The 21784-nt window shown below is 48.0% G+C and carries 29 protein-coding genes, 1 tRNA gene, 2 pseudogenes and 1 riboswitch; of the genes and pseudogenes, 13 read left to right on the top strand and 19 right to left on the bottom strand.

All coding sequences use genetic code 11. The features are described from left to right. Positions 1 to 21 precede the first annotated feature (21 nt). From QWV57_RS04300 to QWV57_RS04280, 5 genes are all read left to right on the top strand, one after another. Positions 22 to 477, top strand: coding sequence for an IS3 family transposase (locus QWV57_RS04300; protein ID WP_242663835.1), 456 nt, complete (start codon positions 22 to 24; stop codon positions 475 to 477). A 74-nt stretch (positions 478 to 551) separates the two neighbouring features. Then, positions 552 to 1010, top strand: a complete 459-nt coding sequence (locus QWV57_RS04295; RefSeq protein ID WP_190300069.1) for a hypothetical protein — start codon at positions 552 to 554, stop codon at positions 1008 to 1010. 813 nt (positions 1011 to 1823) lie between these two features. Next, positions 1824 to 3011 (top strand): IS701 family transposase, encoded by a 1188-nt coding sequence (locus QWV57_RS04290; RefSeq protein ID WP_081133251.1) that lies wholly within the window; start codon positions 1824 to 1826, stop codon positions 3009 to 3011. Positions 3012 to 3245: 234 nt separating this feature from the next. After that, positions 3246 to 3839 (top strand): DUF3990 domain-containing protein, encoded by a 594-nt coding sequence (locus tag QWV57_RS04285; RefSeq protein ID WP_033006532.1) that lies wholly within the window; start codon positions 3246 to 3248, stop codon positions 3837 to 3839. After that, positions 3793 to 4095 carry a hypothetical protein gene (locus tag QWV57_RS04280; protein WP_301100775.1) on the top strand — a complete coding sequence of 101 codons (303 nt, stop codon included), beginning with the start codon at positions 3793 to 3795 and terminating at the stop codon, positions 4093 to 4095. The genes QWV57_RS04285 and QWV57_RS04280 overlap by 47 nt, the downstream gene beginning before the upstream one ends. A 200-nt stretch (positions 4096 to 4295) precedes the next feature. Here QWV57_RS04280 and istB read toward each other — a convergent pair whose 3' ends face one another. The 3 genes from istB to QWV57_RS04265 all read right to left on the bottom strand — a co-directional run bounded on the left by istB (position 4296) and on the right by QWV57_RS04265 (position 7049). Then, positions 4296 to 5015: an IS21-like element helper ATPase IstB gene (istB, locus tag QWV57_RS04275; RefSeq protein WP_013399917.1), complete on the bottom strand. Its 720-nt coding sequence runs from the start codon at positions 5013 to 5015 to the stop codon at positions 4296 to 4298. Continuing rightward, complete coding sequence (gene istA, locus QWV57_RS04270; protein WP_013401401.1) at positions 5003 to 6520, bottom strand: IS21 family transposase; 1518 nt, start codon at positions 6518 to 6520, stop codon at positions 5003 to 5005. Before istA ends, istB begins: the two co-directional genes overlap by 13 nt. Before the next feature lie 456 nt (positions 6521 to 6976). Beyond that, positions 6977 to 7049 (bottom strand) — tRNA-Val (locus QWV57_RS04265). Between the two features lie 193 nt (positions 7050 to 7242). On the opposite strand from QWV57_RS04265, the pseudogene QWV57_RS04260 reads away from it, so the two are divergent. Both QWV57_RS04260 and QWV57_RS04255 read left to right on the top strand, forming a co-directional pair. Next, positions 7243 to 7925, top strand: a pseudogene (locus QWV57_RS04260) (HD-GYP domain-containing protein); the annotation flags it as partial. Positions 7926 to 8096: 171 nt separating this feature from the next. After that, positions 8097 to 8486 (top strand): annotated as a pseudogene (locus QWV57_RS04255) (HD-GYP domain-containing protein); the annotation flags it as partial. 38 nt (positions 8487 to 8524) lie between these two features. Here the strand turns inward: QWV57_RS04255 and metC are convergent. Both metC and QWV57_RS04245 read right to left on the bottom strand, forming a co-directional pair. After that, positions 8525 to 9703: a cystathionine beta-lyase gene (gene metC / locus QWV57_RS04250; protein WP_020754313.1), complete on the bottom strand. Its 1179-nt coding sequence runs from the start codon at positions 9701 to 9703 to the stop codon at positions 8525 to 8527. 3 nt (positions 9704 to 9706) lie between these two features. Further along, entirely contained in the window at positions 9707 to 10810 is a 1104-nt protein-coding gene (locus QWV57_RS04245; RefSeq protein WP_015374187.1) for a methionine biosynthesis PLP-dependent protein, read from the bottom strand. 199 nt (positions 10811 to 11009) lie between these two features. After that, positions 11010 to 11120, bottom strand: a riboswitch (SAM riboswitch). Positions 11121 to 11307: 187 nt separating this feature from the next. Between QWV57_RS04245 and QWV57_RS04240 the strand changes: the two genes are divergently transcribed. From QWV57_RS04240 to QWV57_RS04230, 3 genes are all read left to right on the top strand, one after another. Next, positions 11308 to 12036, top strand: a complete 729-nt coding sequence (locus QWV57_RS04240; protein WP_013146035.1) for a GTNG_0744 family esterase — start codon at positions 11308 to 11310, stop codon at positions 12034 to 12036. Positions 12037 to 12134: 98 nt separating this feature from the next. Beyond that, positions 12135 to 12656: a YjcG family protein gene (locus QWV57_RS04235; protein ID WP_011230365.1), complete on the top strand. Its 522-nt coding sequence runs from the start codon at positions 12135 to 12137 to the stop codon at positions 12654 to 12656. 1 nt (position 12657) lies between these two features. After that, on the top strand, positions 12658 to 13092 hold the full coding sequence (locus QWV57_RS04230) for a GNAT family N-acetyltransferase (protein ID WP_013146036.1): 435 nt from the start codon (positions 12658 to 12660) through the stop codon (positions 13090 to 13092). Between the two features lie 123 nt (positions 13093 to 13215). On the opposite strand, the gene spoVIF is transcribed toward QWV57_RS04230, so the two are convergent. From spoVIF to QWV57_RS04215, 3 genes are all read right to left on the bottom strand, one after another. Continuing rightward, on the bottom strand, positions 13216 to 13473 hold the full coding sequence (gene spoVIF, locus QWV57_RS04225; protein ID WP_011230363.1) for a sporulation-specific transcription regulator SpoVIF: 258 nt from the start codon (positions 13471 to 13473) through the stop codon (positions 13216 to 13218). A 126-nt stretch (positions 13474 to 13599) separates the two neighbouring features. Beyond that, positions 13600 to 13728, bottom strand: coding sequence for a YjcZ family sporulation protein (locus tag QWV57_RS04220; RefSeq protein WP_013146038.1), 129 nt, complete (start codon positions 13726 to 13728; stop codon positions 13600 to 13602). A 76-nt stretch (positions 13729 to 13804) separates the two neighbouring features. Further along, positions 13805 to 14041, bottom strand: coding sequence for a hypothetical protein (locus tag QWV57_RS04215; protein WP_011230361.1), 237 nt, complete (start codon positions 14039 to 14041; stop codon positions 13805 to 13807). A 128-nt stretch (positions 14042 to 14169) separates the two neighbouring features. Here QWV57_RS04215 and QWV57_RS04210 point away from each other — a divergent pair, with 128 nt between their 5' ends. Further along, positions 14170 to 14490, top strand: a complete 321-nt coding sequence (locus QWV57_RS04210) for a thioredoxin family protein (RefSeq protein WP_011230360.1) — start codon at positions 14170 to 14172, stop codon at positions 14488 to 14490. 139 nt (positions 14491 to 14629) lie between these two features. Here the strand turns inward: QWV57_RS04210 and QWV57_RS04205 are convergent, their stop codons facing one another. The 11 genes from QWV57_RS04205 to QWV57_RS04155 all read right to left on the bottom strand — a co-directional run bounded on the left by QWV57_RS04205 (position 14630) and on the right by QWV57_RS04155 (position 19893). Continuing rightward, the gene (locus QWV57_RS04205; RefSeq protein WP_011230359.1) at positions 14630 to 14800 is read right to left on the bottom strand and encodes a hypothetical protein; all 171 of its coding nucleotides are present in this window, start codon (positions 14798 to 14800) and stop codon (positions 14630 to 14632) included. A 20-nt stretch (positions 14801 to 14820) separates the two neighbouring features. Then, the gene (locus tag QWV57_RS04200) at positions 14821 to 15681 is read right to left on the bottom strand and encodes a DUF421 domain-containing protein (protein WP_013523193.1); all 861 of its coding nucleotides are present in this window, start codon (positions 15679 to 15681) and stop codon (positions 14821 to 14823) included. Positions 15682 to 15693: 12 nt separating this feature from the next. Further along, positions 15694 to 15900, bottom strand: coding sequence for a DUF1657 domain-containing protein (locus QWV57_RS04195; protein WP_011230357.1), 207 nt, complete (start codon positions 15898 to 15900; stop codon positions 15694 to 15696). Positions 15901 to 15912: 12 nt separating this feature from the next. After that, positions 15913 to 16269: a stage V sporulation protein AE gene (gene spoVAE, locus QWV57_RS04190; protein ID WP_013146042.1), complete on the bottom strand. Its 357-nt coding sequence runs from the start codon at positions 16267 to 16269 to the stop codon at positions 15913 to 15915. A gap of 1 nt (position 16270) precedes the next feature. Then, positions 16271 to 17284, bottom strand: a complete 1014-nt coding sequence (gene spoVAD, locus QWV57_RS04185) for a stage V sporulation protein AD (RefSeq protein WP_301100748.1) — start codon at positions 17282 to 17284, stop codon at positions 16271 to 16273. Further along, the gene (gene spoVAC, locus QWV57_RS04180; RefSeq protein ID WP_011230354.1) at positions 17284 to 17763 is read right to left on the bottom strand and encodes a stage V sporulation protein AC; all 480 of its coding nucleotides are present in this window, start codon (positions 17761 to 17763) and stop codon (positions 17284 to 17286) included. Before spoVAC ends, spoVAD begins: the two co-directional genes overlap by 1 nt. Before the next feature lie 11 nt (positions 17764 to 17774). Then, the gene (locus QWV57_RS04175; protein WP_033005017.1) at positions 17775 to 18251 is read right to left on the bottom strand and encodes a YhcN/YlaJ family sporulation lipoprotein; all 477 of its coding nucleotides are present in this window, start codon (positions 18249 to 18251) and stop codon (positions 17775 to 17777) included. Between the two features lie 97 nt (positions 18252 to 18348). Next, on the bottom strand, positions 18349 to 18555 hold the full coding sequence (locus tag QWV57_RS04170) for a DUF1657 domain-containing protein (RefSeq protein ID WP_011230352.1): 207 nt from the start codon (positions 18553 to 18555) through the stop codon (positions 18349 to 18351). A 158-nt stretch (positions 18556 to 18713) separates the two neighbouring features. Continuing rightward, positions 18714 to 18917: a hypothetical protein gene (locus tag QWV57_RS04165; protein WP_015374179.1), complete on the bottom strand. Its 204-nt coding sequence runs from the start codon at positions 18915 to 18917 to the stop codon at positions 18714 to 18716. Between the two features lie 27 nt (positions 18918 to 18944). Continuing rightward, positions 18945 to 19175 carry a hypothetical protein gene (locus tag QWV57_RS04160; RefSeq protein ID WP_011230350.1) on the bottom strand — a complete coding sequence of 77 codons (231 nt, stop codon included), beginning with the start codon at positions 19173 to 19175 and terminating at the stop codon, positions 18945 to 18947. Between the two features lie 382 nt (positions 19176 to 19557). Beyond that, positions 19558 to 19893 carry a spore coat protein regulator protein YlbO gene (locus QWV57_RS04155; RefSeq protein ID WP_081132961.1) on the bottom strand — a complete coding sequence of 112 codons (336 nt, stop codon included), beginning with the start codon at positions 19891 to 19893 and terminating at the stop codon, positions 19558 to 19560. A gap of 155 nt (positions 19894 to 20048) precedes the next feature. On the opposite strand from QWV57_RS04155, the gene QWV57_RS04150 reads away from it, so the two are divergent. Both QWV57_RS04150 and QWV57_RS04145 read left to right on the top strand, forming a co-directional pair. Then, positions 20049 to 20768, top strand: a complete 720-nt coding sequence (locus tag QWV57_RS04150; RefSeq protein ID WP_063192226.1) for a BMQ_0737 family morphogenetic spore coat protein — start codon at positions 20049 to 20051, stop codon at positions 20766 to 20768. A gap of 101 nt (positions 20769 to 20869) precedes the next feature. Beyond that, a complete protein-coding gene (locus tag QWV57_RS04145) occupies positions 20870 to 21634 on the top strand; it encodes a hypothetical protein (protein ID WP_081132962.1) in 765 nt (254 codons plus the stop codon). Positions 21635 to 21784 lie beyond the last annotated feature (150 nt).

Raw genomic sequence — 21784 nt, 5'->3', positions numbered from 1 at the left:
GGGATCTATGGATACTACCGCGTGAAGGCATGGATCAAACGAAATTATGGGAAGACCGTGAATCATAAGCGAGTGTACCGACTGATGAAAGAGTTGGGGGTTCAGGCCAAAATCCGTCGAAAAAAGCCGAAGTATAAAGCGGGAAAGGAGAATATCGTAGCGTCGAACGTGTTAAACCGTGATTTTGCGGCCACTGCAGCCAACCAAAAATGGGTGACGGATATTACCTATGTGCCATTTCAAGGAACCTATTTGTATCTGTCTGCTATTAAAGATTTGTACAACAATGAAATCATTGCGTATCGCATCAGTCGTTCGAATGACTTAAAATTGGTGATCGAAACGGTCAAGGATGCCATCAAAAAACGGGATGCGCGAGGAGTCCTTCTCCATAGCGATCAAGGCTCCCAGTACACATCCCGCCAGTACCATCAACTGCTGAAGGCTCATCATATCATTCCTAACCCGTGGTGCTAGTTGAGCTTTAGCGCTCAACTATAACTGTGCAATTTAATTCTTCTGCTTCCGATACAAATGTTACAATTTTTGAAATGCAGTATGATTTAAATAATGAGAAGATCATATCAGTTTTTAAAATACATTATGATGGAACTTCAAAAGAGATAACTGATTATGAAACAGGCGAAACAGAAGTTATTACAGAGGATCAAGAATGTACAGATTGCTCTGTTTCAAACGAGGAATTTAATGAAATACAAGATACATTACAAAACATAGAAGAAGTTGCTGTTTTACAAAACGAAATAGATGCTATTTTAGATACACAAAGTAATACAAATAATGAGAATAATGCGGAGAATATCATCTTTAGAGCAAGCGCTATTTGCCCAAAAGGTACTTATCCAAGTCAAATATGCAAAAATGTTCCGGCGTTTAGTATTTCAAAATATCTTGCTTGTATGTTGGTGATTAAAAAGCACAGAACATGCAGAGCAGTAGCATCCTATGTAAAGAAAGAATGTATATTGGAGTGTATGCCTTATACTTAAAATAAATTTTAGCAAGGGAGTGTTTGAGTGAAGTTTTTTCACGATATTAATGAGGATAAAGAGTATTCCCTAAGCCTTATTTGCTACTCAATATTAAACATAATCACTCTAGGAAAGATAAGGTTTTTTCGTATGAAAGTAGCTGAACTGAAAAGAATTTTAGAGGAAACCAAAAGACTTCGTTAATCTTTAAGGAAGAAATAGCTCTCCTTTAAGCTTAAACAGATCTTGGGAGGGCTGTTTCTTCCTTTCTTTTTAACCGATTTGAAAAAGAAAGGCGCTTGTTCAATTAAAGCCAAACAAACCTTGACCTGATACGAATAATATTCGATGTCGTAGATGTCCCTAAACTTGGGTAAGCTAATCTAAACTAGGACTCTCCTCGTGTTTCGCTAGTCCCTCTTAGGTAGGCTCAAATTTGAGTACATCTTTTTTTCGACTGACAAAAATAAAAATACGATGCCGGCGTGCCTTTTTATGCGTCCGAAAATTCCAGAATTACTCCTTAAAAATAACATTGTTTTAACCCTTACCAAAAAAATGACCTCTAAAATTGGCGTATAACACGTTTTAAACAGCGGGGTAATGGATGGTTTTAATCCCCTTGATTAAAAACGCCTATACGGTCCTACTAAACGCCTTAAAATCGATGCGGTTGTTTTTTGGAGGACGACATCGTATTTTAAATGATTGACTGTAGTTGAGTAAATTTACTAACATAAATTTACAACCAAACAAAAAAGGAGACATGAACCCGACTCCTTGGTTAAAATAGATGTGCTAACCAACCATTCACAAGGAGGCTCATGTCTCATGAATAGATTAGCACATCATCAAGGAATCCACAAGTTTTTCATGGCGTTGGGGTTGGCGCTTTATTTCTCGAAACCGGTCATCAAGCATCTCGTTCATATTGTGGATGCCTTGACGACCAAGGGATTTTCGGGAACGTTGACCGATGTCCATCACTGGAGTTTTCATCCCAACCATCGAACAACGCTCAGCCATTTTTTCACGAAAAGCCCTTGGGATGAAGAGACGTTGCTTCGCAAACTCCAGCAATGGATCCTTCATCGCATCAAGCGAATCGCCAAACGGGAGAATCAACCCCTTTTTGTTTCGATTGATGATACCATTTGCCAAAAAACGAAGCCTTCGTCACGGGCCACGCACGCCATTCAAGGGTGTGATTGGCATTTCTCCCACAAAGATCATCAATCGGTCTGGGGGCATTCGCTCGTTTGGCTGATGGTACACACCATGACTCAGGCATTCCCGTTCGCGTTTCGTCTTTATGATAAGGCGGCGGGAACAAGCAAAGTCGACCTAGCGATGGAGATGCTTTCTTCGCTCAAGGTGAAGCCGGATCATCCGGTGTATGTGCTCATGGATTCATGGTATCCGTCCAAAGAGCTCATCGAAGCCTGCCTGAAAAAGGGATTCCATGTCATCGCGATGCTCAAGACGAACCGAATTCTCTACCCGAAAGGCATCGCCGTCCAAGCCAAGCAGTTCGCCCGCTATCTCGAACCGCGAGACACCCGCCTCGTCACGGTGGGGAACGAGCGCTATCGTGTCTACCGCTACGAAGGTGCGCTCAACGGTCTTGATGATGCGGTGGTGCTGCTTACTTGGAAGGCTGCTCAGCCGATGACACCCGAACATCTTCATTGCATCTTGAGCACCGATCGGGAGCTGAGTGACGAAGACATCTTGCGTTACTATGCCCAACGCTGGTCGATCGAATGCTTTTTCCGGCAGGCAAAAGACCAGCTGAAGCTTGATGGGTACCGTGTTCGCCACGTTCGGGCGGTCAAACGGTATTGGATCACCGTGTTGTTGGCTTGCGTGTACAGCATAGCCGAATCTCAACAAGACCTCTCCGCCGGACTGGAGCTTCTTCGATCGCGGAAAGGACACAGCCTAGTTGAGTTCATTTACAACGCGGCGAAGCAAGATATTCCCATTGATGTTGTCAAAAAACAACTCCATGTCGCCTAAGGGTTACCCTGTTTGTCTCTTTGTTAATGGAAAATATTGTAATGAAAATTACTCATCTACAGTAAAACATGATAAAATTTTTTTAGGATGATTGGTACATTAAAAAAAGTTAATATTGCTAGGTATGGTGAACTTGTAAAACTAACAATTTGTGGTAAACTAGCATCTATATTAAATTGACACCTATTATGAACAGACGGTATAATTAAACAAAAAAGAAAAATGGGATGTTTTATGGTTTCGAGTGCAGTATTATCTAAAAATTTTAATCAATTTTCAAAAATTTTGTACCATGGTACTACTTCAAAACATTTTGATTCGCTTCAAGAAGGAGTCAATATTGATCTTTGTCAAGAATATACCGATTTTGGAAAAGGTTTTTATTTGACATCCAATTTTATCCAAGCAAGTAAACATGCAGAGAAAAGAGCTAAGTTAGAAGGCGAAGAACCAATAGTGTTCGTATATGTGTTAGACATATCAAGGTTAAAAAAGGAATATAATGGATATATACTGCATAAGATGGATTTAGAATGGGCAAAATTCATATATAACAATCGCTCAAAAAAACAATGCTTTACTCACCGTTACGATTATGTATTTGGCGGCGTAGCTGACGGAAAAATTTTTGACCTTGTTAATTTGGTCGATAGTGGAGAGCTTGATATTGAATTGTTTTATGAAGAAATTGCTCAGTATGCAACATATGACCAGCTATCTATTCACAACCAAAACATTTTCACATATAATGTGATTACCCTTCAAAAGGTGGTGAAAGCATATGACCAACAACAAACGTACAATGACAAGAGAACAGTTAAGAAATAAATTGAATTATGAGCACGAGCACGGCTATCCTTCTTTTAGAAATGAAATTGCAAAGGTTCTACAAGATAAATACAATATGGATTTTTCAAAGGCAAAAGAAATAGTTTGGGATCCAAAAATTATAAATAAAATCACCGAAGATATTGAATGGGCTCAACATATGGGACCAAATTTTTGGGCAAAATATATTTATGAGGAATATGAAAGTGTTTTTCCCAAAAGAGTAAAAAATTTAGAACTACAGGTATCGAATTAAGCTTTTAGCAAGAGATTATGCTAAAAGCTTAATTCTTTTCTTTGTCACATATTACCAGAAACATCATGCACCTATTTATTACTTTAAAAAATAATTTATGCATCTTTGGTAACAATACTTCCATAATGTTGTTTTTGGCAAGTAGAAAATGTATGAAATGGCAATTAAAAATGCATACATACACTTGCCAAATTCCATGGTTAACGTTGAGAGATTGAGTCTTTGTATCGGTGACTTTCACCATTGAAGATGATTAAATGAGAATGATGAATCAGCCGATCAATGACGGCCTCTGTTAAAATGGGATCGCCAAAGACATTATTCCATTGGCTAAAAGGTAAATTGGTTGTCACAATGATGCTTTTGGTTTCATAACACATGGAAATAACTTGAAATAATAACTCTGCCCCCTGTTTATGCAATGGAATATAGCCCAATTCATCAAGAATCAAGAGATCCAACTTTTCGATTTGATTGAGAAATTTACCAAGGTCACCTTTTTCATTGGCCTCCAATAAAGCATTGACAATGGAGGCGGCCGTATAGAACTTCACTCTTTTTCCTTGTTTTTTCATCAAATTGAGGGCGATGAGAGTGGAAAGGAATGTTTTACCGGTTCCCACTCCGCCATAGAAGATAAGGTTTTCCTGATTTTTCGTAAACTCACCTTCTAAAATATAATCTTTTGTGATGCCTGGGGCTAGTTGAATCTCCCGCCAATCATAAGGTTTATTTGGAATTTTCGGCAATGTCGCCTGTTTTAGTAGTAAATTTATCCTTCTCTCATCTCGATGCTGCACTTCTCGTTCAAACAGCTTCAGTAAAAATTCCTCATTTGTTTCCGCATGGATGGTATGGTAATTGGCTGGAATCCAGCTTAATTTTAGTCTTTTGGCATATTCCTTAATCATTTGTTCCATGATGCCACATCTCCTTGGGATTCGAATAGGCGGTCATAATGCCTTACTCCTCGGATGGCTTCCGGCATATCTGGAACGTGTTTTTTCGGTTGAATTGGCTCTCGTATACCTCTTCCATTGATTAATTGATAAAATACCTGTTTAATCGATTCTACTTTCGGATGACCATACTGGGAGGCAATCCTCAAAGCCTGTGTCGAAACTTCGAAATCATGTTCTTTTAGTAAAACAGCTAGTAGTTGTAATGCTTCCTTCTTTTCTTGAACGGTACAATTGGAAAAATAATTTTTCCATTCTTCCGGCATCTTTTCATAGAAATCCGTATATTTTAATGCATTTGGCCTTTTGGCCATTAACGTAAGATATGGTTGCCATTTCATTGATTTTTGTTTTGTGCCATATAAACGCTCGTGCTTGATAATCAGCTCATGCTCTTCTGTTAAAATGGCAATCTCATGATAAGAGATCTTTGCCAAAACCTTTTGTTTGGCAAAACGGGGAGACGTGGAATATAAATTGTTTTCTAAATGGATGAAACCGTACTTATCAGCCGTGACCTGCTCATATCGGACACATTCAAATTCTTTGGCTGGCAATTGAAGAAATAACGCTTGTTCTTCTTCAAATAATTCAGCGATGAGTCGCTCCTTCTCATAATGCGGACGATTCCAGTCCTTCTCACATTTCTCCCATAAAGATTCATTAAAACTTTCTAGTTGATAGATTGTTTGTTCAGGTAAAAAGAAATTGTTTCGAATATATTTCACCTTTGATTCGACATTCCCTTTTTCATTTCCGCTGGCTGGGTTGCAGAACTCGCATTCAAAGCCATAATGTAAAACGAATCGTTGAAATGTCTCTGTCAATTCTCTTTCTCCGTTTGGCAAGATCGTTTTTACTGCAGGGGAGAGATTATCAAAACGAATGACCCTTGGAACCCTTCCCATATAGTGAAAGATTCGTTTTAATCCTTCCAAGAAACATTCTTGATTTTGAGCTGGCATGACTTGCACATAGGCCGCATTACTGTAAGGGAATGAAACGACCAGGTAAGGAAAATCGACGTATTTCCCCTGATAGAGAAAAGGAGCTTCTCCAAAATCAACTTGAGCCGTTGCAGGTTTCGATTCTAAAGGTAACGCAGCTGGTTCACTTTGTTCGAGCAGTTCTTGTTTTCTTTTTGATACATAGAGCCGAACAGAACGATCTGAACCTGTAAATCCATATTCTTCTTTTAAGATTTCATACATTCGTTTCGCAGTTCTTCGATATTTTTTCTTCTTTGTCAAGTCCTCTTTAATCCATTGATCCAATATCGGTTTCACTGGATCCATCACTTTCGCTTTTCTCGTTTGTTTAACTTTTGAGGGATTGAAGTCTTCCATTTCCGCATACTTCTTCACTGTTCTTGGATCACGATTCATTCTTTTGGCAATATCGGAATAGGAACATCCTTTTTGGTTTGCTTCATATCTGATATAATGAATTTCAGCCACTGCTAACATCTCCTTGAATACCTCCCGTTGAACTGTTTTGTCCAACTAGGAGGGTAGTGTATTTGGGGAATGTTGGCAAGTGGTTTTTTGTTTTATAGGACCTGCATAAATTAATTGCCAAACGTTACATTTTTAGTTTGCCATAAACATCGACTAGCGAACTTTGAACATCAAACCTTAAGGAGTATTATTGAATTTATTTTGTTGTTCGATAAAATCATATCTTCCTTTGGGGGAAATTTTCCCTATCATCAAAAGTAATTCTAAAACTCTCTTTAATTAGAGGGTTTTCCCTTTCTATGTAACTACCCACTTCCTAATAGAGCTTCCTTTGAAGCCTAAGCTGCTTCGTTTCGATGGTGAAAAAACCTTAACAAACAGTGCCTGTTGCTGTTCTCCAAAAGCTATTACGAAAAAACAAAAAGCCGTAAACCCTTCAATAGGACTTACGGCTTTCTCCTATGATGATTCCGACTGGGCTCGAACCAGCGACCTCCACCCTGTCAAGGTGGCGCTCTCCCAGCTGAGCTACGGAATCATATTTTATTGTCCGCTATCGAACACATTTTTAATTATATAAACGGGCAAGTTGTTTGTCAACAACTTTTTTAAAAAAATCGCTGTTCATGATGAAAAAAGGAAAGGTGACTTCCTCCCAAAGGAATAATCCGTGTTGGAACGGTTCGACATCGTATTTTTTCTATATTCTGATTGTTCTATCAAACGAGAATTTGCTTACGAAGGCTGGCGGAATTGATGAAAAACGCCCGCCGCTTCCGGTGCCGCTCAAAATGAAACTGCAGCTGACGGTCTTGTTCAGCAGCACATTTCCTGTCTTATTGTTCAGCTTAGCGACGGAAATCAAATGGTCGCTCGCCGGACCGAGCGCATCCCATTGGTCGTATTGGCCCTGGGCAACCGTGATTTTGCTGTTTTCGATCGCATTTTCCGTTTTCTTGACTCGCTTGTTGGTCGATGAGATCCATGAGCCGGTCAGTGTGCTGTTAAGTCATATGAAACGGGCGGAAAACGAAACGTATAAACCCGTCGCCCACAATGTGTATACTGATGAATTTGCCGATTTGCTTCGCGGATTCAATCATATGATCGATGCTGTGCATCGCCGCGACCGAACGAACAAAGAACTGCTTAACAGTTTCATCACCGTCTTGACAGCGGCGCTTGACGCCCGCGATCCTTATACAGCTGGGCACTCGCTGCGCGTGGCCCGTTACGCACTCGCGATTGGGGAAAAGCTTTCCCTTCCGAATGAACAGCTTGATGCCTTGTATCGTTCCGCTCTACTGCATGACATCGGAAAGATCGGCGTTCCCGATGCCATTTTGCGTGAACTACCCACCACCTACGCTTCGCTTAGAGGTGGGGGCTTCAAGCGACTTGTGTGTGTTCGCTGAACGGTAAGCCACACACAAGAACCCTTTACGCTTCCCTTCGTTCCGAAGGTGTCCGTTCTAGCCATATTCTATCATATTCGTTGGCTAACGCCAACCGAAATTCATCTCCCACTTTCACTGGTGCTGGCGCACCTTCACGTTTAGAAGTAGGAGACTTCTTTCGGAGGGAAGTTAAAGTGGGAAAGCTAAGCGATGATGAATTTGCCCGGATCAAAAAACACCCCGCCCTTGGGGAGGCCATTTTGCGGGAAGTCAGGCCGATCGAACCGATCGAACCGCTTCTAGCCGGCATACGCTCCCATCACGAACGCATAGATGGAAAGGGATATCCAGATGGGTTGGCAGGTGATGACATTCCGTTGTTTGGCAAAATCATCGCCGTGGCCGATGCATTTGACGCCATGACTTCCGATCGCCCGTACCGAAAAGGCATGGATATTCGTCAAGCGGCGGACATCTTGAGAAAAGGAAAGGGAACGCAGTGGGACAGCGAACTCGTCGACCTCTTTTTGAAACACTTACAAGAGGAGAAGCTGTTGTCAACCTCAGCGGCATCTTGACCCGCCCGCCAAGCTGTGAAGGCTTGGCGGGCTGATGGCTATGGCGTTGAAACTGACGGCCGCTCCTGAACAAACGACAACGCCTGCTCAAAATCGGCGATCAAATCGTTGACATCCTCAATCCCGACGCTCAGCCGCAACAAGCCGTCGGTAATGCCGCGGCGGAGTCGCTCGTCTTTCGGCATGGCCGCATGCGACATTTTCGCCGGGTGCGATAAAATCGACTCGACCGCGCCAAGGCTGACGGCGAACACGGGCAAGCGGACGTTTCGGACGAACGTCCGGGCCGCTTCTTCATCGGCCAAGCGGAACGACAGCACGGCGCCAAACCCGTCCGCTTGATGGCGCTGGATGTCATGGCCTGGGTGGTGCGAAAGCCCCGGATAATACACTTCTTCGACCTTTGGGTGACAAGCCAAATATTGGGCGATGGCGGCCGCTGATTCAGATGACTGCTTCAGCCGGACGTGGAGCGTTTTTAATCCGCGCAGCACAAGCCACGCATCTTGGACGCCAAGGACAGCGCCAAATGCGTTTTGCAGTTTGTACAGCTCTTTTCCCAACTCTTCATCTTTCACCACGGCCAATCCGGCGACGACGTCGCTATGGCCGGCTAAAAATTTCGTGGCGCTGTGAAGGACAATATCGACGCCAAGGTCAAGCGGCCGCTGCAGCGCCGGCGTCATGAACGTATTATCCAAGAACGTCAAACAGCCGTGCGCTTTCGCCAGTTTGACGACGCCTTGAATATCGGTCACTTTTAACAATGGGTTGGACGGCGTTTCCATATAAATGACTTTCGTGTTCGGTCGGATGTTTTCGGCCACTGCGTTTAAATCGGTCATATCGACAAACGTATGCTCGATGCCAAAGCGGGTCAACACTTCCGTGATCATCCGGTACGTGCCGCCGTAGACGTCTTCAGTCACGAGGACGTGGTCGCCTCGGGACAAGAGCAAAAACGCCGTCGAAATGGCCGCCATGCCAGAAGCGAAGGCGAATCCGCGCACGCCGCCTTCTAACGCCGCGATCGTTTCCTCGAGCGCCTCGCGCGTCGGGTTGCCGGAGCGGCTGTAGTCGTATTTGCCGAATGAATCGAAATCGAACTGATGGAACGTGGAGGCATGCTGGATCGGCACGCTCACCGCTCCCGTGTGGCGATCGACTTTCCATTCATTATGGAGCAGTTTCGTTGAAAACGACCATTCCCGTTCCATCGCTTACACCTCTTTCATGTGTTTGAACGCTTGCGCCAAGTCGGCGATTAAATCATCCGCATGTTCGATGCCGACCGAGAAGCGGAGCAGTCGGTTGCAGACGCCGTTTTGGATGCGGATTTCCTCTGGAATGTCCGCATGCGTCTGCGTCGCCGGGTACGTGATGAAGCTTTCAACTCCGCCTAAGCTTTCCGCGAACGTAATGAGGCGCAAGCTTTTTAAAAACCCGTTCACCCACTTTTCATCGGCAATCCGGAATGACAGCATCCCTCCTCGCCCTGGGTACAGGACGTCAGTCACATCTTCATGTTCGCGCAAAAAGGCGCTGATGCGCTTGGCGTTTTCTTCATGTTGACGCATCCGGAGAGCCAACGTTTTCATCCCGCGAATCAACAGCCACGAATCAAACGGTGACAACACCGCGCCGATGGCGTTCTGGTACTCGGCCAAGCGTTGACAGAGATCCTCGCCCTTGGCGACGACAAGGCCAGCCAGCACATCGTTATGGCCGCCTAAATATTTCGTGGCGCTGTGGATGACAATATCGGCGCCTTGTTCGATCGGGCGTTGAAGCACCGGTGTATAAAACGTGTTGTCAACGATCAACAAAAGCCCATGCCGTTTGGCAAGCGCGGAGACAGCGGCAATATCCGTCTCCTGCATCAATGGGTTCGTCGGCGTTTCCAAGAAAATGGCTTTCGTTTTTTCCGTTATCGTTTCTTCCACTGCATCGAGGTCAGCAAAGTCAACGTAATGAAACCCAAGACCGTACTTGCGCCAGCCGCGCTCAAACAGGCGGTACGTGCCGCCGTAAAGGTCGGCCGATACGAGAAACTCGTCTCCGCTCTCAAACAAGGCGAGCACCGTCTGAATGGCGGCCATGCCGGAGCTGAACGCATAGCCTTGGTCGCCGCCTTCCAGTCTCGCGATCGCTTCTTCGACGATTTTGCGCGTGGGGTTGCCGGTGCGGATGTAGTCAAACCCAGTCGACTCTCCGATGCCGGCATGGCGGTAGGCGGTCGAGAAATAGACGGGCGGGTTGACCGTCCCCGTCACCGTTTCGCTCCGGTTGCCAATTTGCGCTAACAACGTCTCCAGTTTCTCCATCTCATCTCTCTCCTTCTGCTGAAAATTCCATCATGGATCAACGGCCGACCATTTGACGCCCAACGAAGCGCCGCTGTCTGTCGGGCAGCGGCCGAGGGCCTTGATCCTCGACGCCCCTCGGTTGAGGGAGCGGCCGCTTGAGTAAATAAAAAAAGTCTTCTAAGAAGAAGACTTTTCCATACGCACATGGTCATGCTTCTTCTTATCTGCCGAATTGAATGCTCAATTCGCTGGATTTAGCACCTGGCCGCCGGGCGGCTGGTTGCTGAAGCTTCATTGGGCCAGTTCCCTCCGCTTCTCTTGATAAGAATGAGACGCGTATTCAATTTTTCTAATTTTAATAAAAAATGTAGCGCATTCCCCCCGTTTTTGCAAGCCATTTTTTTGTGAATGGCACGATTCGGCAAATTCGCAAAAAATTCGAGCCCTTCGTTAACATCTTTTGGCGCAAATATGTTACAATAACAGATGAACTTACGCTTTCATGGAGGATGGTCATGGCGACAGCAACAGGAACGATGCGCGACTGCAAGTTGTACAGCGGAGAGCTGCAAGAAGAAATCGAACTGCTCGTCTACTTGCCAAGCAATTTTTCGCCGCTTTACAAATATTCTTTATTAATCGCGCAAGATGGCAAAGATTATTTTATGTATGGAAAAATGAAAACCGTCATCGAAACGCTGATGGCAGAAGGAACAATCGACCGGACGATCGTCGTCGGCATCCCGTATCGGAACGTCAACGACCGCTACGAGAAATACCACCCGGAAGGCCGAAAGCACGAAGCATACCTTCGTTTTTTAGCCCATGAACTCGTCCCGTTTTTGGACCGCGAACTGCCGACATACCAAATGGGCAAAGGCCGGGCGCTGATCGGCGATTCGCTCGGCGGAACGGTGTCGCTTCTAGCCGGGTTGTTGTATCCGCATACATTTGGGAAAATCGCCATGCAGTCCCCCTATATCGATGACTCGGTATTGGCGCGCATCCGCTCATTCCGCGATCCATCGCTCCTTTCGCTTTACCATTCTGTTGGCACAGAGGAAACAGCGGTGAAAACGACGGATGGCCATGTGCGCGATTTTATCACCCCGAATCGAATGGCGCGGGACTTGTTTATGGAAAAACGGTTTGCTTATACGTACCATGAGTTCGAAGGCGGTCATGCGTGGACGTATTGGCAGCCGGATGTCCCCCGAGCCGTAGCCGCTGTTTTATCGTTATAGGACAAAACGGAGCAACTTCAAAGATGTCGAAGCCGCCGCATCCATTCCGTGCGTTTCCTGCGCGTGGAAAAAGAACTGGTTCAAGGAGGGAAAACAAAATGAAGTACGGCATTGTGATCTTTCCGCCAAAACGGATTCAAGACTTCGCCAACTCGTACCGGAAACGGTACGACAGCCATTACGCCCTCATCCCGCCGCATATTACGCTGAAATACCCATTTGAAGCGGATGAGGAGCAAATAAAAAAAATGGCGAAAGAGTTGCGCCGCATTGCGGCGGAAACACCTCCCATTCCGATCAAAGTGACGAAATTCAGCTCGTTTTACCCGACAAGCAACATCATTTATTTGAAGGTGGAACCAAACGACGTGCTCGAGCGCCTTCATGAACAACTGCACAGCGGCTTGTTCGCCGGAAAGCCGGAGTTTGTGTTCGTGCCTCACATTACGATCGGCCGCGATTTGCCGGGCGCAGAATATGCGGACGTCTACAGCCAGCTGAAGCTGCAAGATGTGCACTTCGAGGAGACCGTCGACCGCTTCCATCTTCTCTATCAGCTGGAAAACGGCTCGTGGACCGTCTATGAAACGTTTATCGTCGGAGGAAAGGAAACGGTCTGAGATGAACATTGCGATTGGCACAACGCAAGATCGCGCTTTGTACGAAGACGCCTTGCGCGTCCGCCGGCTCGTATTCATTGAGGAGCAAAACGTGCCGGAAGACGAGGAAATCGACGCATTCGAGGACGACTCGTTCCACCTCGTCCTGTATGATGGCCAAACACCGGTCGGTGCTGGGCGACTCCGTTTCATTGACGAAGGCGTCGGCAAAATCGAGCGCATTTGCGTCCTGCCGTCCTACCGCGGCCGCGGCGCCGGACGGATGGTGATGGAAGCGATCGAACAGCTGGCGAAAACAAAAGGGGCGAAAACGGCGAAACTGAACGCCCAGACGCACGCGGAACCGTTTTACAAAAAGCTCGGCTACACGACCGTCTCCGGTGTCTTTATGGACGCTGGCATCCCACATGTGACAATGGTGAAATCGCTCGAATAACCAGCTGATTGAGCGTCCTTCGCCTACATGGCATCAAGTGCTGGGGGATCTGTAGAAACCTTTTCTTTTGCTTAGGCAGAGAGGGCAAAAAAGGGAGCTGTGCGCACGCAAGCTCCCTTTTGCTTACTTTTTGTTGTTCAGCATATTGGCGATCGTATTGAAATCAATTTGCTTGCCGTTATGGACGATCGCCTTGACGATTTGGTCTTCGAGCTCCTTTGGCACTTTTCGATTAGCGATTTGCGCCACCCGCTTCACCACTTGGCGCACCGTTTTTTCGTCGCTGAAATTGGCGTTTTGCAGCGAGTTGGCGAGCTCAAAAACGTCTTTCATATTGACACCTGTTTTCTTTTCGATGTTTTTAAAAAATTGCTGATCCATCGTTCCGCCTCCTTCTCCCTGCTATATCGTATGATGCTCCCGCCTCGGCGTGCATCAAATTAGGGAAAGAAAAATACGAGCCGCTCCGTGGCGCCGAAACGGCCCGTATCCCTTTCGCTTTTTCCGTTAGGCGACAAATGCCGCGCCGACAATAATCAACAAAATGAACAACACGACAATCAGCACAAAGCCACCGCCATAGCCACCGCCATAGCCGTAGCCGTAAGGATAACCATAACCGCAGAAGCCCATCATAATGTGCACCTCCTTCTCCGTTTACTGTATCGTATTCACCGGCTTAGCGGGGCGTATGGGCGCAAAGGCCATTTTGTCATCCAAATCGGCGGAACAGCTCGGCAAATTCCCGCTCCTTTTTCGCAAACCATTGCTCGATGTAGTCTAAGTTGCCTTGCACACTTTTTAAAAATCCATTGTTCAATTTTTCGATTTCTTGCAGCTGTTTGTTAAAGTCCTTTCCCCATTGTTCAAACAGGCGGATGAACGTTTCATGCCCTTCTTTGCGTGACGCCACCCAACCTTCGAGCGCCTTTTCCAGTTCTTTGCTCACACTTCCCCCCCCTTTCTTACTGTTGTATGCAAAAACGACTGCCCGAGGTGAAGGCATCCCCGTTCTTTTTTTGCCTTGCCATATGATAAAGTAAAGATGAACGTCAACATGAAAGGGAGGAAACGAATGTGAAACGCATTGAAACAGTGGAGCAATTCGAGGCGGTCATTTCCGGTGATAAACCAACGATCATCAAGTTTTACACAACTTGGTGTCCGGACTGCGTGCGCCTCAATATGTTCATCGATGACATCGTTCGCGACTATAGACAATATGATTGGTTTGAAATCGACCGTGACCAGTTTCCGGAACTTGGCGAGAAATACCAGGTGCTTGGCATCCCGAGCCTGCTTGTCTTCCGCAACGGAAAAAAAATTGCTCATCTGCACAGCGCTGACGCCAAAACGCCGGAAGAGGTGCGCGCCTTTTTGCAGTCCCTGCCGGAGTAAGACGGGGCGGCATCCTTGCCTCGCCAGAGAAGAAGGGCAACAAAAAGAGGCTGTCCGAGAAGGAAGCTTTCCTTCTCGGACAGCCATGCGAATGAACAGACAGCTCCTTATGGATCGCCGATTGTGGAAACGGAAGCCGTCAATATTCAATTTCGTCGTAGTCTTTCGGCTGGCGCGTCAGCTGCGGGCTGTCAAACATCAATTCAATCGAAATTTCCTCATCGGTCGTCCGCGTCCGCTCGGAGCGGTCGTTTGGTTTCAATTGGACTTGAATTTCCTCATCCGTCGTTTTTATCCGTTTGTCTTCCATCGTCTTTTCCTCCTGTGTCATCAGTTTCGCAAGAGCGGTTCGACTTTTTGCACAAGCTCTGCCATTTTTGCGGCGTTTCGTTCATACAGCGCCTTCGCCTCTTCGGAATTCGTCTGCAACGCATACAGCTCCAGATCAGCCTGCACTTTTTTCATCGCGGCCAAGAGCAGCTTTTTCTCCTGCGGCTCGGCAATTTGGATCTTATCATCGTACAAATCGATCGTCAGCTGTCCGTATGAATCGACTTGGGCGAGAAACACATTTTCAATCGCCACTCCTTGTTTGTCAAGCTGTTCCTTCAGCCAGCCGCGGCCAAGCCCCATCGTAGCGAGTGGCTCATCCAAAATCATGCCGTCCATAATGACCGTTTGCGGCTCTTTTTCCCGCGGTGGGTTTGGGAACACATCTCCGACGGTGAGCGGCTGCTTTTCCCGCTTCAGCAACACGTTCAAGTCGCCGTTTGGCTCAAGCACCGCAAACTCGACGTCGGCGACGCGGAACACATCTTTTTTGCGCAGCTGTTCGAGCAGCTCGTCAACCGTATATTTCTCCCGTTTCAAGTTTTCCTCTAAAATTTTGCCGTTTTTAATAAAAACCGTGGAATTGCCCTCGACAAAATCGCGAAATTTCTTGTTGCGCAGCGAGAGACGAGCGACAGCCACTGGAAACAGCGACCAAATCAAAATGCTGGTGATGCCTTCTTGCAACGAAATTCCTAGATCGACCGACATCGTTCCAGCGATATCGCCGACGGTAATGCCGACGATGTATTCAAAAAACGACAATTTTGATAATTGCTTTTTGCCGAGAATGCGGGTGATCACAAACAACCCGATTAAAATGCAAATCGAACGAATGGCGGTTTCTAACCATATAGGCATCGATCATGCTCCTTACTTTCCGTGGTATTGCGGCTCTTCGAACTCGAGCCGGCCGATCCGGTCTTTGATGTCCGCGATGATCTCCTCTGTCGCAAGCATCGCTTCATGAAACGTCCGCTGCGCCGTTTCATCCTGGGAAGTGAGCGCCAGCTGTTGCAGCCCAGCGTGAATGCCTTTTAAGCTCGCCAACGTTTGTTTCACCTGCGAAGCAACGGTCATGGAAGATCCCTCCTATCCTTTCGGGCGGAACAAGAGCGCCCCGATAAACCCAAAGACGATCGCCGCTGAGATGCCGGCGCTCGTCACTTCAAACATGCCGGTCAATACGCCGATAATGCCGTGTTTTTCCGCCTCTTGCATCGCGCCGTGAACGAGCGCGTTTCCAAAGCTCGTAATCGGAATCGTCGCCCCGGCGCCGGCAAAATCAATGAGTGGCTCATACAAACCGAATCCATCCAAAATCGCCCCGACGACGACGAGAATCGTCAACGTATGCGCAGGTGTCAGTTTAAACACATCCATCAAAATTTGCCCGATCACGCAAATCAGCCCGCCGACGACAAACGCCCAAAAAAACATAGCCAACACGCTACGCCTCACCTCCATACTCGATCGCCACCGCGTGGGCGATGCATGGAATCGTCTCGTTTTGCTGGAACGATAGCGGCGACAATAGCGCTCCTGTCGCGACTGCCAAAATGCGCTTCAGCTCGCCGCGCCGCATCCGTTTGATGAGATGCCCGTAAACGACGACAGCGGAACAAGCCGCCCCACTTGCGCCGGACAAAACCGGCTGCCCATCGCGGTAAATGAGCAGCCCGCAATCTTGGTAGCACTCTTCATCAATGTCAATGCCGTGCTGACGCAGCAAGTCAAGGGAGACTTGGCGTCCGATTCGCCCTAGATCGCCGGTGACGATCAAATCGTAATACGATGCATCGATTTGCATGTCGCGCAAATGCGCCTCAATCGTATCGACCGCCGCCGGCGCCATCGCTCCACCCATGTTGAACGGGTCGGCAAGCCCCATATCCACAACGCGGCCGATCGTCGCCGCGGTCACGCGCGGCCCGTCCCCTTTCGGGCTGACGATCGCCACGCCAGCTCCCGTTACTGTCCACTGCGCCGTCGGCGGCTTTTGCCCGCCGTATTCCGTCGGGTAACGAAACTGTTTTTCGACGGCAGCATTGTGGCTTGAGGCTCCGGTTAATATATAATCTGCCCCGCCGTAGTTGGCAATAAAAGCGCTTAGCGCCAGCCCTTCCATCGAAGTGGAACAGGCGCCAAAAACACCGAGATACGGCATGCCGAGCGTTCGGGCAGCAAAGCTTGTCGGGGTCATTTGGTTGATCAAGTCGCCGGCGATGAGAAATTGCACTTTTTCTTTCTCTAGGCCGGCTTTTTCCATCGCCTGAAACGCTGCTTCCTCCATGAGCACGCGGTGCGCCTTCTCGTACGACTCCTCTCCGAGCCATAAATCTTCGTGAAGAAGATCAAAGTCTTCCGCGAGGCGGCCGTTTGCCTCAAACGGCCCGCCGACCGCCGCTGTTGCGATGATTGCCGGCTTGTTCGCAAACACCCATGTGCGGTGCCCTTTCAGCATTACAATCCCCCCCACTGGGTCGCAATCGTTTTGACAAGGGCGATAACAAAGGCGGCAAACGTACCGAACAAGATGACCGATCCGGCGAGCTTGAACATGTTCGAGCCGACGCCTAACACAAATCCTTCCGTCCGGTGCTCAATCGCCGCCGAGATGACGGCGTTGCCAAACCCTGTCACCGGCACGGCGCTTCCCGCCCCAGCGAATTGGGCGATCCGGTCATAAACGCCAAGCCCAGTTAAAATCATCGACAAAAAGACCATCGTCGCCACCGTCGGATTGCCTGCCGTTTGCTCGGTAAAGTCAAAAAAATACATGTAAAAATAAGAGATCGCCTGTCCAATCACGCAAATGATTCCGCCAACGAGAAACGCGCAAACACAGTTGCGAACGATAGGGCGCTTCGTTTCCCGCTCTTTTTCGAATAAATGATATTCCTGCTGAACCGGGGTCAGCTTTTTCCGTTTTTCATTCGCCATAATGACACCTCTTATGTTTGCTCTTTGCTTAGCTTTTCAATGCGCCTGACTTCCCGATTGACTTTTCGTTCATCCCAGCGTCGATTGTCCATGTTGGCTTTTAATTCCTTCGTCTTCCAAAAAATTTTCAAATCGCTCGAGGAAACAACGTCATAGCCAGGAAACAGGTCGCGCAGTTTTTGGTCAATGTCTTTCTCAATTTGTTTTCGACTCCACCGCTTCATATGGGGAATTTGATAAGCAATGAGCAACCGATCCCCGCTGTTGACCGCCACCACGTCCCGAACATCGTCGCGCCCGCGCAAATAGCTGGCCGCCCGCTCGGCCGGACCTTGGTTCAGCTCCGCATGTTTCGCCGTCCCGGACGTTTGGGTTCTCAGCAGGTTTGCCCCTTGCAGCGATTGCTTTTGTTCCGTTTCTTCTTTGGCGCAGCCGCCGACCGCGATCATCGCAACGACGGCCGCCAACCACCATTTTTTCATCTTCATCAACCCATTCGTTTTTATGTATTTCCGCCAAGTCGGGAAAGGTTGGCGTGCTGTGCCAACCTTTCCGCCTAAACCATCCCATTCGCTTCTGCGAAGGTTATTGTTGTTTATATTGTGGCTCTTCGTTTTGAATTTCTTGCATGCGCGAGTTCACCAAATCAATGACCGCCTGCGTTTGTTGGGCAGCTTGTTGGTAAAGCTGTTTCGCGGCTTGGTTTTCGGTTTGCAAAGCAAACGTTTCGAAGCTCGCTTGAGCCGATTTTAACCCCGCCAATGTTTGTTTCACTTGTGTTGCAACCGTCATGATTCATGTCCTCCTTATATGGTGTAAGATTGGTGGTGACAATGTTTAGAATGGTTTTTCGCCGCCAAATTATAATTGTCATTTTCTGCAAAACGTTCTGCCGCCTTTCCAGCCTTTCCGGGCACGAAAAGGGCGCCTTCTGCAGGCGCCCATGCGGTTTACGACTTGTTATCAACTTTATCGGAATAACCGCGGCCAAGCGACGGGTTGTTTAAAATGCCGGCCATCACCAAAATGCTTAATAACGCATGATACAACTGTTCATACTTGCCAAGGTCGATGTCGACGCCAAACGTCTCCAGCGCCAGTACGACAAACGACCCGACCCCGAGCCAAAGCCCGTAATTTTTAAAACGCTCCACCGTTTGCGTCCCCCATTTGCTTTATGGCTAGATCCACGAGAACGGTCTCCGTTCTCCTTCGTTTCGATCATGGCCTCCTTCACCATGTTCTTCCTTATCCCGGTCCCGCACATCTTCAACGGCTTCCATTTCCGTATCATCGCGGTGCGGGAACAACCACGGATCGCGGATGCGGCCGCGCGGCATAATGACGATGTCATCGGCATGAATGATCAATTTATCGACATGAATCACTTTCGCTTTTTTCCGATCCGACATGCCCTTCCCCCCTTCCTTTCGCCTAGTTGCACTGTTAGACTATGCAAGGAGGCGAAGCGAAGTATAGGCATCTCTCACGGATTTCCGTTATTTCTTCTTGATGACGGCTGGCCGACCGCATCCGCATCCGCTCGGACGCCGCACAGGCTGCGTTGTCGAAGAAAGCACCCTTGTCACCGGTTTCGACGGAGTTGGCTTCTTCATTTCTCATCCCTCCATCCCGAAAAAGTGTAGCCCTCGCCGATCAACCAATTTATGTTCAAGTCCATTTCCGTACGATTCGTCTCTAATCGAAACGGCATAAAAACAAACAATGTCTAACGGCGAGAGAAAAAGCGAGCGGCTACTGCTATTGTATGGCTTGGCGAGCCAAGGGTGCCTCTCATTTTTCGTTTCGCTCCGGGTGTGGCATGATGGCATTTTCTTGCCTCAGTGTGCGGAAAAACCAGCTGTCCGGCCGTTCGTCCTCATCCGTCTTGCCCGTTTTTTCGCTCCATGGCGATTGCAGCAGCTGGCGGCGGAGCTCGTCATTTTCCTTCTCCAGCTGTTTGAGCTGCTCGTAGCGCTTGGCGCTTTGGTAAGCCAGCTCCTTTAACACAATGTTTTCGGCTTCCACCTCTTTCAGACGGCGCTCCAGTTCCGCCATTCGCTCAGCAAGCCGCTGTTCACCCGTGCTCCTTCTCTTTTCGTTCATCGCCCCATGTTTATTTTTCATCATTCGACATCTCCCCCTTTGATTCATCGCTGGCTGCGCCCACCAACCAAAAATCCGCATCTGTCCCAACACATTTACCTAATCCGTTCCATAGTATACAGTAGTCCCAAACCACCAAGCGTTGGGGAACAACTGAACGATAGGAGGAACGAAGAAAAATGAGTCATCATCACCGTCGCGATACAGAAAGAGTATGCATCAGAACGCGCAAAATTTACGACTGGGTGACGCGCCAAGTCGATGTGCCATTGCGCAGCTTCAGCGGCGAGGATTTGGAAGCACTTTTCCCGCTGGATCACTGCCGGCGGGAAGGAACGATTTGCGACTTTTTGGGAGCGCAACATACAAACCCGCAACACTTGACAATCCGTTGCTTCCTGACAGATGCTGAAGGCAATCCGATCGACTCAGTCGTTGACCAGGACGCCTTGATTTGCCAGGAAATTACGCAGCCAAACGGCCGGCAGTCCGTAAACGTCACCCTTCCTTCTGGGGAAACGGTGACGTTGCAAAAAGTCAAAGCGCTCATCAAAGGGCATGTCGTCGTGCAAATTGTCAGCCCATCCGGCACGGTCATTTGCCAATCGAAGCCAATTCCGTTCGCTACAGCACAAACGTTCATCTTATGCGCCCCGGAAGGCACACAGCTCAACTGCCATATTTCGTTCTTCGAATGCGACACGAGCCTAGTCTGCACAGACAACTTTGCACAACTCGATGTTTCCATCACCTTATGCCTTGAAGTCCAAGTGGAAGCTGATGTCAAAATCGAAGTCGAAGCTCGTTTCTGCCAACCGCGCGAAGAATTGGCCGAAGCCGTGCTTTGCCCGACAACCAAATTCCCGCCGCAATGCCCGGACGTATTCCCGGCCATGTAGCATTCTGCACCGTTCAGGCTGTTGTTCCAACAACAGCCTTTTTTATATGGCATGCACCCGCAATGGATACATAAGATGAGAATGGAAGGGGTGGAAACAATATGAAAAACAAAAACGACCAACATCTCCGTCTGCAGCAACAAATCATCCACTACCGGTCGGAAGCGGCCTCATGCCGGCAACAAGTGCAACAGCTGGAAGCCGAGCTGGCCAAAGAAAAAATGCGCAGCGCCTATTGGAAAGAAAAGTTCCGCGAAGCAGAAACCGTCAACGTTGAAACGTATAAGAAAAAAATCGCCGCCTTGGAACGCCAACTTCTGTTGTGTGAAATTGCACTCGAAGAAACGCGATCCAACATCTCCAAAGAAGCACAGACACCAGCGTTTGAACGAGCTGCCGCCGTGTCGTCGTTGTTTCACTACTCTGTCGTCATTCCGACGCATCTTGACGAGGAAGAGCTGACCATCATCGGCGATTTCATCATTCGCAATCACGGAACAGCGCCGCTTCACCATTTGATTGTCTGTCTCCGCCTTTCGCCTCCAAAAACAGCGGTGCTCAGCGGGAAAATTGTTTTGCCAAACAGCGGACGGGCCGAGCAGGAAGCGCTGATCTCCAATAGCGCGGAAAGCTGGACGTTCACCCAAGAAAACTGGCGGGAAAAAGTGCGGCAAAGCGGGGAATACTGGCTTGCCCCGCTTTATGATGTCCCGCTTGAACCAGGCGAGGAGCGGCGCTTTTCCCAGTTTGAAATCACTGTTCCCCCGTCCAGCAATGCCCGCTCATTGACGGTTGATGGATTCGTGTATTGCGCAGAACTGCCAAAGGGCGTTCCTGCCGCCAACCATATTGCCATTCAATGGTGACCCGCTCGTTTTCCGCCTTCATGCCGGCCAGCGGCGCACCTGCTGTTTGGGCCGGCCGTTTTGGGCCGGCTCCGCTATTTCCTATTTCAAACAATAGGAGTTGGACGTTTCCTTCCATCAACGTCATCCCGACAAGCTGCGCGGCTGTTT

The organism is Geobacillus zalihae, from assembly GCF_030414215.1.
GTDB classification, from domain to species: domain Bacteria; phylum Bacillota; class Bacilli; order Bacillales; family Anoxybacillaceae; genus Geobacillus; species Geobacillus zalihae.
Note: the sequence above shows the minus strand (reverse complement) of the source record. Positions and strands in the feature narration are given on the sequence as shown.

Bases quoted from the DNA above. Each gene is read 5' to 3' on its own strand.
- QWV57_RS04245 (WP_015374187.1), bottom strand. From the start codon at position 10,810: ATGGAGAAACTGGAGACGTTGTTAGCGCAAATTGGCAACCGGAGCGAA.
- QWV57_RS04235 (WP_011230365.1), top strand. From the start codon at position 12,135: ATGAAGTACGGCATTGTGATCTTTCCGCCAAAACGGATTCAAGACTTC.
- QWV57_RS04205 (WP_011230359.1), bottom strand. From the start codon at position 14,800: ATGGAAGACAAACGGATAAAAACGACGGATGAGGAAATTCAAGTCCAA.
- spoVIF (WP_011230363.1), bottom strand. From the start codon at position 13,473: ATGGATCAGCAATTTTTTAAAAACATCGAAAAGAAAACAGGTGTCAAT.
- QWV57_RS04295 (WP_190300069.1), top strand. From the start codon at position 552: ATGCAGTATGATTTAAATAATGAGAAGATCATATCAGTTTTTAAAATA.
- QWV57_RS04195 (WP_011230357.1), bottom strand. From the start codon at position 15,900: ATGACCGTTGCTTCGCAGGTGAAACAAACGTTGGCGAGCTTAAAAGGC.
- istA (WP_013401401.1), bottom strand. From the start codon at position 6,520: ATGTTAGCAGTGGCTGAAATTCATTATATCAGATATGAAGCAAACCAA.
- QWV57_RS04175 (WP_033005017.1), bottom strand. From the start codon at position 18,251: ATGAAGATGAAAAAATGGTGGTTGGCGGCCGTCGTTGCGATGATCGCG.
- QWV57_RS04290 (WP_081133251.1), top strand. From the start codon at position 1,824: ATGAATAGATTAGCACATCATCAAGGAATCCACAAGTTTTTCATGGCG.
- QWV57_RS04155 (WP_081132961.1), bottom strand. From the start codon at position 19,893: ATGATGAAAAATAAACATGGGGCGATGAACGAAAAGAGAAGGAGCACG.
- QWV57_RS04230 (WP_013146036.1), top strand. From the start codon at position 12,658: ATGAACATTGCGATTGGCACAACGCAAGATCGCGCTTTGTACGAAGAC.
- metC (WP_020754313.1), bottom strand. From the start codon at position 9,703: ATGGAACGGGAATGGTCGTTTTCAACGAAACTGCTCCATAATGAATGG.
- QWV57_RS04220 (WP_013146038.1), bottom strand. From the start codon at position 13,728: ATGATGGGCTTCTGCGGTTATGGTTATCCTTACGGCTACGGCTATGGC.
- spoVAD (WP_301100748.1), bottom strand. From the start codon at position 17,284: ATGCTGAAAGGGCACCGCACATGGGTGTTTGCGAACAAGCCGGCAATC.
- QWV57_RS04145 (WP_081132962.1), top strand. From the start codon at position 20,870: ATGAAAAACAAAAACGACCAACATCTCCGTCTGCAGCAACAAATCATC.
- istB (WP_013399917.1), bottom strand. From the start codon at position 5,015: ATGGAACAAATGATTAAGGAATATGCCAAAAGACTAAAATTAAGCTGG.
- QWV57_RS04170 (WP_011230352.1), bottom strand. From the start codon at position 18,555: ATGACGGTTGCAACACAAGTGAAACAAACATTGGCGGGGTTAAAATCG.
- QWV57_RS04200 (WP_013523193.1), bottom strand. From the start codon at position 15,681: ATGCCTATATGGTTAGAAACCGCCATTCGTTCGATTTGCATTTTAATC.
- spoVAC (WP_011230354.1), bottom strand. From the start codon at position 17,763: ATGGCGAATGAAAAACGGAAAAAGCTGACCCCGGTTCAGCAGGAATAT.
- QWV57_RS04280 (WP_301100775.1), top strand. From the start codon at position 3,793: ATGACCAACAACAAACGTACAATGACAAGAGAACAGTTAAGAAATAAA.
- QWV57_RS04240 (WP_013146035.1), top strand. From the start codon at position 11,308: ATGGCGACAGCAACAGGAACGATGCGCGACTGCAAGTTGTACAGCGGA.
- QWV57_RS04285 (WP_033006532.1), top strand. From the start codon at position 3,246: ATGGTTTCGAGTGCAGTATTATCTAAAAATTTTAATCAATTTTCAAAA.
- QWV57_RS04150 (WP_063192226.1), top strand. From the start codon at position 20,049: ATGAGTCATCATCACCGTCGCGATACAGAAAGAGTATGCATCAGAACG.
- QWV57_RS04160 (WP_011230350.1), bottom strand. From the start codon at position 19,175: ATGTCGGATCGGAAAAAAGCGAAAGTGATTCATGTCGATAAATTGATC.